Here is a 12,059-nt window from a genome sequence, read left to right on the forward strand (position 1 = left end):
TCAGTCGACCGGAAACTCACCGGTGTCGATCGTCACGCCGAACGGGTCCGGCAGCTTGATGGGATCACCGAACTTCACGGCGCTCAGGACGCGGTAGACCTCGCCCTTCGGCTCCCCGTACAGCGTCGTCGTCGGGCCCCCGGGAGCCCAGCGGTCGACGAGGAGGTAAAGCGGGATCCCGGCCGTGGCGTAGGCGGCGGGCTTGCTGACGCGGTCGTGGCGGGCGTTGGACTTGGAGGTCACCTCGACCACCAGTTCGGCCAGGGCTGCCGGGATGTGTGACTCCGCCTCCGCGCATTCCCGCACGGGCGCCACCAGCAGGTCCGGGATGAGCATGCCCAGCCGGGACGGCACGGCGATCGCCTGTGTCTGGAAGATCTCCCAGTCCTCGGGAATCGCGGAGTAGAGGCGACGCTGAATACGGGCCGCGATCACGTTATGGCGGGACGCGGGAGCAGGTGACACGGTGATGATCCCCTCGATGATCTCCACCTTGCTGCCCTCGGGCCATTCCATCTCCTCCCAGAACCGGACGAGGTCGTCCCAGTTCTGGTCGGGGTCCTGGCTCACGGTGAGTGCGCTCATGGCGGTCTCCTTCGGTGCGTCACCGATCCCAGCATGCCGAACGGGACCGGCGGGGGTCCACCGGTCCCGTTCACCCGAAAGGGAAACCGCCTGGTCAGGCGATACGTTCCAGCACCACCGGCGACGGCGTGAAGTCCGTGCCGGGGGCCGCCACGTCGTAGGAGCCCTCGATCGACTGAAGGGCGTACTCGAAGCGCTCGGGGGTGTCCGTGTGCAGGGTGAGCAGGGGCTGGCCCGCGGTCACCGTGTCGCCGGGCTTGGCGTGCATCTCGACGCCCGCGCCCGCCTGCACCGGGTCCTCCTTGCGGGCGCGGCCCGCGCCGAGGCGCCAGGCGGCGACGCCGATGCCGTAGGCGTCGAGGCGGGTCAGGACACCCGAGGACGGGGCCTTGATCACGTGCTGCTCGCGGGCCACCGGCAGGGCCGCGTCCGGGTCGCCGCCCTGGGCCGCGATCATGCGCCGCCAGACGTCCATCGCGGAGCCGTCGGCCAGCGCCTTCGCCGGGTCGGCGTCCTTCACGCCCGCCGCGTCCAGCATCTCGCGGGCCAGCGCGACCGTCAGCTCCACCACGTCCGCGGGGCCGCCGCCCGCCAGGACCTCGACCGACTCGCGGACCTCCAGGGCGTTGCCGGCCGTCAGGCCGAGGGGCGTGGCCATGTCCGTGAGGAGCGCGACGGTCTTCACGCCGTGGTCGGTGCCCAGGCCGACCATGGTGGAGGCCAGTTCCCGGGCGTCCTCGATGGTCTTCATGAAGGCGCCGGTGCCGACCTTGACGTCCAGGACCAGCGAGCCCGTGCCCTCGGCGATCTTCTTGGACATGATCGAGGAGGCGATCAGCGGGATCGCCTCGACGGTGCCGGTGACGTCGCGGAGCGCGTAGAGCTTCTTGTCGGCGGGGGCGAGGCCGTCACCGGCGGCGCAGATCACCGCGCCGGTGGTGTCGAGGACGTGCAGCATCTCCTCGTTGGACAGCAGCGCGCGCCAGCCGGGGATCGACTCCAGCTTGTCGAGGGTGCCGCCGGTGTGGCCGAGGCCGCGGCCCGACAGCTGGGGAACGGCCGCGCCGCAGGCGGCGACCAGGGGGGCCAGCGGGAGGGTGATCTTGTCGCCGACACCGCCCGTGGAGTGCTTGTCGGCGGTCGGGCGGGACAGGGACGAGAAGTCCATGCGCTCGCCGGAGGCGATCATCGCGGCCGTCCAGCGGGCGATCTCGCGGCGGTTCATGCCGTTGAGCAGGATCGCCATGGCGAGCGCGGACATCTGCTCGTCGGCGACCTCCCCGCGGGTGTACGCGTCGATGACCCAGTCGATCTGCGCGTCGCTGAGCTCGCCGCGGTCCCGCTTGGTGCGGATGACGGAGATGGCGTCCATGGCCATGGCTTGGCTTCCCTTCCGAGGGTTCCAGAAGCCGTGCGGCCCCCCTGAGCCGGTCGCGTGAGCAACTCAGGGGGGCCGCACGGGGATTACTTGGTGAGGTGGTCCGGGCCGAAGGCCTGGGGCAGCATCCGAGAGAGCGGCAGGATCCCCGCGGGGGTCTCCAGCAGGAGCTCCGGGCCGCCGAACTCGTGGAGCAGCTGGCGGCAGCGGCCGCACGGGACGAGGATCTCGCCGTCGCGGTCGACGCAGGTGAAGTGCGTCAGCCGGCCGCCGCCGGTGTTGTGCAGCTCGGAGACCAGGCCGCACTCGGCGCACAGGCCGAGTCCGTAGGAGGCGTTCTCGACGTTGCAGCCGGAGATGATCCGGCCGTCGTCGACCAGGGCCGCCACACCGACCGGGTAACCGGAGTACGGGGCGTACGCCCGGGACATGGCGTCCCGGGCCACCGCGCGCAGCTTCTCCCAGTCGACGGCGGGGCCGGTGCCGGTCACTTGCCCTGCCCCTTCCGGTAGGGCAGTCCGTCCGCCTTCGGCATGCGCAGCCGCTGCGCGGACAGGGCGAGGACCACCAGGGTGATGACGTACGGGGTGGCGGAGACGACCTGGTTGGGGACCTCGTCGGTGGTCGCGTACCAGGTGAACACCAGGGCCCCGGCGATCAGGGTGGCCACGGCCGGGACGTACCTCTTGCGCACGACCAGCCAGATGGCACCGATGACCAGCAGCAGCGCGCCGAGCAGCAGCAGGGCGTGGACGTTGGCGGAGCCGCCGCGCAGGTTGAGGCTGTCGGTGTAGCCGAACAGGCCCGCGCCGAGGGCGAGACCGCCCGGCATCCAGTTGCCGAAGATCATCGCCGCGAGGCCGATGAAGCCGCGTCCGCTGACCTGGCCCTCCAGGTAGAAGGGGTTGGCGACGAGCGACAGGAAGGCACCGCCGAGGCCGGCCAGACCGCCGGAGATGACGACGGCGATGTACTTGTACTTGTAGACGTTGACGCCGAGGGACTCGGCGGCCACCGGGTTCTCGCCGCAGGAGCGCAGCCGCAGGCCGAACGCGGTGCGCCACAGGATCCACCAGGTGGCGGGGATCAGCGCGATGGCGATCAGGGTCAGCCAGGACACGTTGGTGACCAGGCCGCCCAGCAGGCCGGCGATGTCCGAGATCAGGAACCAGCCGTGGGCGTTGAGGTCCCGCAGGGCGTCGGACAGCCCGGGCACCGTGAAGTTCCCGAGGGAGTCGACCGCCGGGGACTGCTTGGCGGAGCCGCCGGTGTGGCCCTCGAAGGCGAGGGGCGCGAGGTAGCGGGTGGCGCCGAGGGCGAGGATGTTGATGGCCACACCGGAGACGATGTGGTTGACGTTGAAGGTGACGGTCACGAAGGCGTGCAGCAGACCGCCGACCGCGCCGCCGAGGATGCCCACCAGGACACCGGTCCACGGGCCCCACTGGAAGCCGGCCCAGGCACCGAACCAGGTGCCGAGGATCATCATGCCCTCGAGGCCGATGTTGACCACGCCCGCGCGCTCGGCCCACAGGCCGCCCAGACCGGCGAGGCCGATCGGCACGGCGAGCTGGAGCGCGGTGGACATCTGGCTGACGTTGGTGATGCCGTCGGCGCCGGTGATGATGCGGACGAGCGAGGTGAGCGCCAGGCCTCCGGCGATGATGAGCAGCAGGACGGGCCACGACAGGCGGCGGCCGGTCGGCGCCGCGGGCTGCAGCGTGGGCTGGTTGACGTCGATCGCCGAGGTAGGAGCGGTCATCGGCCAGCCACCTCCTTCGTGTTCTGAGCGCCGAGGACGTGTCCGGCGGCGAGTTCGGCGCCGACGCGACGCTGCTGACGGCGCAGACCCCATTCGCGGACGGCCTCGTAGGAGACGACGACCGAGAGGACGATCAGGCCCTGCATGATGACCGCGATCTCCTTGTCGTAGCCGTGGAAGTCCAGCTCGGGCGAGGCCTTGTCGAGCCAGGCCCACAGCAGGGCGGCGAAGGCGATGCCGACGGGGCTGTTGCGGCCGAGCAGGGCGATGCCGATGCCGAGGAAACCGATGCCGGTGGGGAAGTTCAGGCTGTAGGTGTGGGTGTCGCCGAGCAGGATCGGCAGGCCGGCGAGGCCCGCGATGGCGCCGGAGATCAGCATGGCGCTGAGGACCATGCGCTTGGGGTCCACACCGCTGGCCGCGGCGGCGGTCTGCGAGGCGCCGGAGGCGCGCAGGTCGAAGCCGAAGCGGGTGCGGTTGAGGACGATCCAGTAGCCGATGCCGAGCAGGACGGCGAGCAGCACCAGTCCGTAGATCTCGCCGGCGTCGCCCATCGGGATGCCGGGGATCCAGCCGGACTCGTACATCTCGCCGGTGGTGTTGTTGTTGCCGACCTTCACACCGAAGACGTTCGGCAGCCACAGGTAGGCGATCACGGAGGTGGCGATCGCGTTGAGCATGATCGTGGCGACGACCTCGCTGACACCGCGGGTGACCTTGAGGACACCGGCGATGCCGGCCCAGAAGGCGCCGGTGAGGACGGCGGTCAGCAGCAGCAGCGGGACCTGGAGGGCGGCCGGCAGGTTCACGTGGGCGCCGACGACGGCGGCCATCATGGCGCCGAGCTGGTACTGGCCGTCGACGCCGATGTTGAACAGGTTCATCCGGAAGCCGATGGCCACCGCCAGGGCCGCGATGTAGTACATCGAGGCCTGGTTGATGACCAGCACCTGGATGTCCGAGAAACCGATCTGCTCGAACATCAGGGCGAACGGCTCGAAGGGGCTCTTGCCCGAGGCGAGCAGCACGATCGCGCTCAGGACGAAGGCCACGGCCAGCGCGATGACCGGTCCGGCCACCGCGAGGAGCACGCGCTCCTTGTCGAACTTCTTCATCAGCGGGCCTCGTCTTCCGGAGACTCGGGGGCGTCGGCCTTCGAGGTCTCGGGGGTGTCGTCGTGCTCGAGGTGCCCGGTGACGGCACCGGTCATGGCCGAGCCGAGCTCCTCGGGGGTGATGGTGGCCGGGTCGGCGTCCGCGACCAGCTTGCCGTTGTAGATCACGCGCAGCGTGTCGGACAGGCCGATCAGCTCGTCCAGGTCGGCGGAGATCAGCAGCACGGCCAGGCCCTCGCGGCGCGCGTCGCGGATGTGGTCCCAGATGGCGGCCTGGGCGCCGACGTCCACGCCCCGGGTGGGGTGCGCGGCGATGAGGAAGCGCGGCTTGTGGCTCATCTCGCGGCCGACGATCAGCTTCTGCTGGTTGCCGCCGGACAGGGAGGCCGCGGTGACGTCGATGCCGGGGGTGCGGACGTCGTACTCCGTGACGATCCGGCGGGTGTCCTCCTGGGCCGCCTTCGGGTCCAGCCAGACGCCCTTGGCCAGCGGCTTCTCGGTGACGTGGCCGAGGATGCGGTTCTCCCAGAGGGGTGCCTCCAGGAGGAGGCCGTGGCGGTGCCGGTCCTCGGGGATGTAGCCGATGCCCTGCTCGCGGCGGCGGCGGGTCGGCCAGGAGGTGATCTCCTCGTCGGCGAGCCGGATGGTGCCGGAGTCGGCGGCCCGCAGGCCGATGAGCGCGTCGACGAGCTCGGTCTGGCCGTTGCCCTCGACACCGGCGATGCCGAGGACCTCGCCCGCGTGGATGGTGAAGGTGATGTCGTCCAGGAGGGCCTTGCCGCCGGGGGCCGCCAGGCGCAGCTTGTCGACGCTGATGACCGGGCGGTCGGTGACCGTGGACTCGGCCGTCTCGGGCGTGGGCAGCTCGCTGCCGACCATCATCTCGGCGAGCTGACGGGGCGTCGTCTCGGCGGGGACGGCCGTGCCGACGGTGGTGCCGCGGCGGATGACGGTGATCTCGTCGGCGACGGAGAGCACCTCGCCGAGCTTGTGCGAGATGAAGATGACCGACAGGCCCTCGGAGCGCAGCTCGCGCAGGTTGGCGAAGAGGGCGTCCACTTCCTGCGGCACGAGCACGGCGGTCGGCTCGTCGAGGATGAGGGTGGTGGCGCCGCGGTAGAGGACCTTGAGGATCTCCACGCGCTGGCGGGCGGCGACGCCGAGCTCCTCGACCAGGAGGTCGGGCTGGACGTCGAGGCCGTAGCGCTCGGAGAGCTCCTTGATCTTGCGGCGGGCCTTGGCGCCGATGCCGTAGAGCTTCTCGCTGCCGAGGACCACGTTCTCGAGGACCGTGAGGTTGTCGGCGAGCATGAAGTGCTGGTGGACCATGCCGATGCCGCGGGCGATGGCGTCGGCCGGCGACGAGAAGGCGACCTGCTGCCCGTCGACGGCGATGGTGCCCTCGTCCGGCTTCTGCATGCCGTAGAGGATCTTCATCAGCGTGGACTTGCCGGCGCCGTTCTCGCCGACGAGGGCGTGCACGGTGCCCTTGCGGACGCTGAGGTGGATGTCGTGGTTGGCCACGACCCCTGGGAAACGCTTGGTGATCCCGGCGAGTTCGACGGCGGTCACCGATTCGTTGACCGCCGCTCCGGCCGGAGGGCTGCTGGACGCGTTGATGGCGCACTCTCCTGGGGACGGGGGTCGTCTACGCGCGTAGCGCCCCTACGGCATACAAAGGGGCCGACGCCCCGCGGCAACGGGGTACGGGGAGCGGCTCCCCGTACCCCGTCGAGCGGACGTAACCCCGGGGGTTACCGCCTGCTTCGAGGCAGTCGCTCGTCAGCTGCTCTTGACCTTGATCTCGCCGCTGATGATCTTCTCCTTGGCCGTCTTGATGGCTGCCTGGAGCTCGGCGTCGTCCGCGAACTTCGGGTTGGAGTTCGACAGGCTCACCTCGCCGGTCTTCAGATCGCCACGAACGATACCGGTCTCGGGCTTGCCGTCCTCGACCGACTTCGCCAGGTTGTACACCGCCTTGGCGACGTCCTTCATCGCCGAGGTCAGGATGGAGTCCTTGTACTTGGCGAGGGCTTCCTGCTCGTACTGGTCGGAGTCGACACCGATGGCCCACACCTTGCTGGCGGCAGCGGCCTCGATGACACCCTGACCGGACAGGCCGGCGGCCGCGTAGACCACGTCGGCCTTCTTCTCGATCTGACCCTCGGCAGCCGTCTTGCCCTTGTCGGGGCTGGCGAAACCGCCCTCCTCGGCCGTCTGGGTGAGGTACTGCGAGAGCACCTTGACCTTGGGGTCGGTGTCCTTGACACCCTGCGCGAAGCCCGCCTGGAACTTGTGGATCAGCGGGATGTCCACACCGCCGACGAAGCCGACGACCTTCGTCTTGGAGGTCTTGGCGGCGGCGACACCGGCCAGGTAGGAGGCCTGCTCCTCGTTGAAGACCAGGTCGGCCACGTTCTTGGTGTTGATCGTGGCGTCGTCGACGATGCCGAAGGTGGTCTTCGGGAACTTCTCCGCGGCGGCCTTCACGGCCGAGGCGTAGGCGTAGCCGACACCGACGACCGGGTTGTAGCCCTGCTTGGCCAGGGAGACCAGGCGCTGTTCCTTGTCGGCGTCCGTCTCGCCCTCGGTGGGCTCCACGTCGGCCGTCTGGTACCCGAACTCCTTCTTCGCCTGCTCCAGGCCCGCGTAGGCGGCGTCGTTGAAGGACTGGTCGCCCTTGCCGCCGACGTCGTAGGCGATGGCGAGACCCTTGTCACCCTTCGAGTCGGACGACCCGGAGGTCGAGGTGCTGCCGCAGGCGGAAAGGGCGAGGGCCAGGGAGGCGGTCGCTGCGCCTGCGACCGTGATCCGGGAAATCCGGCGCATGTCTGGGTGCTCCTGTCGTACAACCGAGGTCGCACAGCGCCGGGACGGTTCAGCTTCAGCGCTGGCTTCGCCGCAGATTAACGCGCGTAGACCTGCCTGAAAACCCCTTCTGTCCACCTTGTTATGCGCCCGTGGCCAAGCCATCACCCGGTCTTGGCCGGGGTGTTGCCGACCGCAAACGGAGGGTGGCGCTGGGTGATCCGGTCCAGGCGAAAACGCGAAGCGGGCGGATACCCAGGGGGTACCCGCCCGCTTCTGCCGGTCAGACCGGCCGGCTCACTCGGTGTTGACCTTGATCTTGCCGTCGATGATCTCCTGCTTCGCCTTGTTCACGGCGTCCTGGAGGCCGGCGACCTTCGCGTACTCCGGGTTGGACTCGGAGAGCCCGACACCGTTGACCTTCAGGTCGAAGGTCTGGGTGCCCGTCAGCGGCTTGTCGTCGTGGACCGACTTGGACAGCGCGTAGACCGCACCGCCGACGTCCTTGAGCGCGGAGGTCAGGATGTAGTTCTTGTACGGCGCCAGGGCGGCCTGCTTGTACTGGTCGGAGTCGACGCCGATCGCCCAGACCTTCGCCTTGGCGGCGGCCTCGATCACGCCCTGACCGGACAGACCGGCGGCCGCGTAGAGCACGTCGGCCTTCTTCTCGATCTGACCCTCGGCGGCGGCCTTGCCCTTGTCGGGGCTGGAGAAGCCGCCCTCCTCGGCCGTCTGCGTCAGGTACTGCGACAGGACCTTCACCTTGGAGTTGGTGTCCTGCACGCCCTGCTTGTAGCCGGCCTCGAACTTGTGGATCAGCGGGACGTCGACACCGCCCACGAAACCGACGACGTTCGTCTTCGTGGCCTTGGCGGCGGCGACACCGGCGAGGTAGGACGCCTGCTCCTCGGCGAAGACCAGGGAGGCGACGTTCTTGCCCTCGACGACCGAGTCCACGATGCCGAAGGTGGTCTTCGGGTACTTGGCGGCCACGGCCTTCATCGCCGGGCCGTAGGCGAAGCCGACGCCGATGACCGGGTTGTAGCCCTGCTTCGCCAGCGACGCCAGGCGCTGCTCCTTGTCGGCGTCCGTCTCGCCCTCGGTGGGCTCGATGTCGGCCGTCTTGTAGCCGAACTCGTCCTTGGCCTTCGTCAGGCCCGCGAAGGCGGCGTCGTTGAAGGACTGGTCGCCCTTGCCGCCGACGTCGTACGCGATGGCGACGCCGCGGTCGTTGCTGTCGCTGTCGCCGCTGTCACTGCTGGTGCCGCCGCAGGCCGTGGCGACGAGCCCGAGCGACGCGACCCCCACCGCGACACGGGTCAGTTTGGAAATCCGACGCATCTGAAGTTCCCCATTCTCCAAAGCCCCGCAGTGGGTGCTCGGTTCGGCGCACATTAACGCGCGTAGACACTCCTGGGAACGGTTCGCCGGGGCCGTTATCCATTCGTGCCGATGGCCGGTTACGCCCTTGTGAACCACGAGATCGAACGGGGTCGAAAGGTGTACTCGGGGATACGGCGTGTGTCTACCTCGTGACGCGCACCACGCTGCCGTGAGGCTGCGCCGCTCGCAACCGGAGGCTCTGCCGGGGGTGAGGTCGGGGGGTTGTTGCGGTGGGTTCGGTGCTGGTTTGTGGGGTGGGTTGGGGTGGGGGGCTTTTTGGGTGCGGCGGCGTTGTGGTGGTCGCGCAGTTCCCCGCGCCCCTGAACGACGTGCCGCGCCGCTGGAGATGCGCCGCGGCCCGGAAGGCGTGTGCCGCGCCGTCGGAGGCCTGTGCGGCGCCGCCGGGGCGGGGCCGCGCCGCTGGAGATACGCCGCGGCCCGGAAGGCGTGTGCCGCGCCGTCGTGGGTGGTCGCGCAGTTCCCCGCGCCCCTGAACGACGTGCCGCGCCGTCGGGGGCCTGTGCGGCGCCGCCGGGGCGGGGGCGCGCCGCTGGAGATACGCCGCGGCCCGGAAGGCGTGTGCCGCGCCATCGTGGGTGATTGCGCAGTTCCCCGCGCCCCTGAATGACGTGCCGCGCCGTCGGGGGCCCGTGCGGCGCCGTCGTGGGTGGTCGCGCAGTTCCCCGCGCCCCCAGCGAGGCGCCGCGCCGTCGGGGTGGGCCCGCGTTCCTGTGATGTGCCGCGGCGCGTCGGGGTGGGCCCGTGTCCGTGATGACGTGCCGCGGCGCCTCGGGGGTGGGCTAGCGGAGGCCGTTGACCAGGGCCGCTGCTGTGAAGAGTTCCACTCCTACCGTGATGGCCGACTCGTCGACGTCGAAGTCGCCCTGGTGGAGGTCGCGGATCTGGCGTTCGCCGGGGGTGCGGACGCCGAGGCGGGCCATGGCGCCGGGGACGTGCTCCAGGTACCAGGAGAAGTCCTCGCCGCCGAGGCTCTGCTCGGTGCCCTCGACCGACTCGACACCGCGCCGGGCGATCATGGCGTCGCGCAGCAGCTCGGTCACGCCGGGCTCGTTGACGACGGGCGGGACGCCGCGCACGTAGTTGATCTCCGACTTGGCGCGGTGCAGGTTGGCGATCTCGTCGATCGCGGCCACCACGACGTCGGGGGCCTGTCGCCACGCTTCGATGTCGAGGCACCGGACCGTGCCGGACAGCTCCGCGTGCTGCGGGATGACGTTCGGCGCGTGGCCCGACTCGATGCGGCCCCAGGTGATGGCGAGCCCGCTGCGGCTGTCGAAGCGCCGGCCGACCAGCGCGGGCACGTCGGTGACGACCCGGGCGGCGGCGGTGACCAGGTCGGTCGTGAGGTGCGGGCGTGCGGTGTGGCCGCCCGGGCCGTCGAGGCCGATCTCCAGCCGGTCGCACGCCGAGGTGATGGGCCCTTCCCTGAGCCCGATTTTCCCCGCGTCCACCCGGGGGTCGCAGTGCACGGCGATGATCGCGCCGACGCCTTCCAGCGCCCCGCCCTTGATGGCGTCGGCGGCACCGCCGGGCAGCACCTCCTCGGCCGGCTGGAAGATCAGCCGGACGGGACGGGGCAGCGCGCCCCGGCGGTGCAGGTCGGCGAGGACGAGACCGGCCCCGAGGACGACCGTGGTGTGCACGTCGTGGCCGCAGGCGTGGGCGCGGTCGGGCACGGTCGAGCGGTAGGGGCACTCCGCCTTGGTGTCCGGGATGGGCAGGCCGTCGATGTCGGCCCGCAGGGCGAGCATGCTGGGACCGCCGTCCCACTGCTCCCCCTCCACGCCGATGTCACAGACGAGGCCGGTCCCCACGGGCAGGACGCGCGGCTTGAGTCCGGCCCGCTCCAGCCGCTCCTTGATCGCGGCGGTCGTGCGGAACTCCTGGTTGCCGAGCTCCGGGTGCATGTGCAGGTCGCGCCGGAACGCGATGAGCTCGGCCCGCAGAGCGTCGGGCAGGGCACCGGGAAGTACGGCTCCTCCGGGAAGGTCGACCTCGGACTCCAGTGACATCAGTGGCTTCACCCTTTGAAGGGTAGGGCGCCAAGGCGGTCGGCTGACCCTGGATCAACAAAACTTCAACCCGATAGGGGAAGAAAATATGACCGCCGGGCGCATAGCTATCAAGTGAGATGGGTAAACTGGCCTGCTTTTTGGGCCGGACCGGGCCACCCACCCCCCGGGGTGTGACTTCGATCACACACGCGTCACGCCTCCGGTATCCATCCATCTTCTCCACGGATACCACGCCCTGCGCGGTGAACACCGGCTCGTTCACCTGCCGGACGCGCGCCCCGCTAGTGTGCGCCCCGTGAGCGCCCCCGAGTTCTTACGGTCCACGCGGTCCTCGTACGACGCCATCGCCGAGGCCTACACCGCCGAGCACCCCGACAGCCTGGCCGGAAGACCGGTGGAGCGGGCCCTGCTCGCCGCGTTCGTGGATCTGGTCCGGGCCGTCGCAGGCGCCGCCCGGGCCCCGGTCGCGGACATCGGCAGCGGCCCCGGGTACGTGACGGCACGGCTGCACGAGGCCGGGCTGCCGGTCTTCGGGGTCGACGCCTCGCCCCGGATGGTGGCCCTGGCCCGCAAGGCCCACCCGGAGCTGCGGTTCCACGTCGGTTCGATGACGGCCCTGGACCTGCCGGACCAGACGCTCGGCGGCATCGTCGCGCTCTACTCGATCATCCATGTGCCGGACGAGGAGCTGCCCGGGGTCTTCGCCGGGTTCCGCCGTGTCCTGCTCCCGGGCGCGCCCGTGCTGCTCGGCTTCCAGTCCAGGCAGGAGGACGGGCACCGGCGGCTGACCGAGCGCTTCGGCCGGGAGATCTCGCTCGACTACTACTGGCGCACTCCCGACACCGTCGCCGGACACCTCGCGCGGGCCGGTTTGCGTCCGCACGCCCGCGTCCTGCGCGAACCCGAGTCCGGGGAGACGATGCCCCGCGCGTTTCTGCTGGCCCGCAGGCCGGTGGAGTCAGAGCAGGAGCCGGCCGCGGACTGACGGCCGGT

At 70.3% G+C, this 12,059-nt stretch carries 10 protein-coding genes; 1 reads left to right on the forward strand and 9 read right to left on the reverse strand.

Annotation, left to right across the window (positions count from 1 at the left end; translation table 11 throughout):
- The 9 genes from AB0I06_RS10925 to AB0I06_RS10965 all read right to left on the reverse strand — a co-directional run bounded on the left by AB0I06_RS10925 (position 1) and on the right by AB0I06_RS10965 (position 11,063).
- Positions 1-585 carry a Uma2 family endonuclease gene (locus tag AB0I06_RS10925; RefSeq protein WP_363118455.1) on the reverse strand — a complete coding sequence of 195 codons (585 nt, stop codon included), beginning with the start codon at positions 583-585 and terminating at the stop codon, positions 1-3.
- A gap of 94 nt (positions 586-679) precedes the next feature.
- Complete coding sequence (locus tag AB0I06_RS10930) at positions 680-1,963, reverse strand: thymidine phosphorylase (RefSeq protein ID WP_363118457.1); 1,284 nt, start codon at positions 1,961-1,963, stop codon at positions 680-682.
- Between the two features lie 86 nt (positions 1,964-2,049).
- Complete coding sequence (locus AB0I06_RS10935; RefSeq protein ID WP_363118458.1) at positions 2,050-2,454, reverse strand: cytidine deaminase; 405 nt, start codon at positions 2,452-2,454, stop codon at positions 2,050-2,052.
- On the reverse strand, positions 2,451-3,725 hold the full coding sequence (locus AB0I06_RS10940) for an ABC transporter permease (protein ID WP_363118459.1): 1,275 nt from the start codon (positions 3,723-3,725) through the stop codon (positions 2,451-2,453). The genes AB0I06_RS10935 and AB0I06_RS10940 overlap by 4 nt, the downstream gene beginning before the upstream one ends.
- On the reverse strand, positions 3,722-4,840 hold the full coding sequence (locus AB0I06_RS10945; RefSeq protein ID WP_363118460.1) for an ABC transporter permease: 1,119 nt from the start codon (positions 4,838-4,840) through the stop codon (positions 3,722-3,724). The genes AB0I06_RS10940 and AB0I06_RS10945 overlap by 4 nt, the downstream gene beginning before the upstream one ends.
- Positions 4,840-6,411 (reverse strand): ABC transporter ATP-binding protein, encoded by a 1,572-nt coding sequence (locus AB0I06_RS10950; RefSeq protein WP_363118461.1) that lies wholly within the window; start codon positions 6,409-6,411, stop codon positions 4,840-4,842. The genes AB0I06_RS10945 and AB0I06_RS10950 overlap by 1 nt, the downstream gene beginning before the upstream one ends.
- A 210-nt stretch (positions 6,412-6,621) precedes the next feature.
- Positions 6,622-7,668 (reverse strand): BMP family ABC transporter substrate-binding protein, encoded by a 1,047-nt coding sequence (locus AB0I06_RS10955; protein WP_363118462.1) that lies wholly within the window; start codon positions 7,666-7,668, stop codon positions 6,622-6,624.
- 276 nt (positions 7,669-7,944) lie between these two features.
- Positions 7,945-8,988: a BMP family ABC transporter substrate-binding protein gene (locus tag AB0I06_RS10960; protein WP_363118463.1), complete on the reverse strand. Its 1,044-nt coding sequence runs from the start codon at positions 8,986-8,988 to the stop codon at positions 7,945-7,947.
- Between the two features lie 842 nt (positions 8,989-9,830).
- On the reverse strand, positions 9,831-11,063 hold the full coding sequence (locus AB0I06_RS10965; protein ID WP_363118638.1) for a M20 family metallopeptidase: 1,233 nt from the start codon (positions 11,061-11,063) through the stop codon (positions 9,831-9,833).
- Positions 11,064-11,361: 298 nt separating this feature from the next.
- Between AB0I06_RS10965 and AB0I06_RS10970 the strand changes: the two genes are divergently transcribed.
- A complete protein-coding gene (locus tag AB0I06_RS10970; RefSeq protein WP_363118464.1) occupies positions 11,362-12,051 on the forward strand; it encodes a class I SAM-dependent methyltransferase in 690 nt (229 codons plus the stop codon).
- Positions 12,052-12,059 lie beyond the last annotated feature (8 nt).

Source organism: Streptomyces sp. NPDC050674, from assembly GCF_040654575.1.
Taxonomy (GTDB): domain Bacteria; phylum Actinomycetota; class Actinomycetes; order Streptomycetales; family Streptomycetaceae; genus Streptomyces.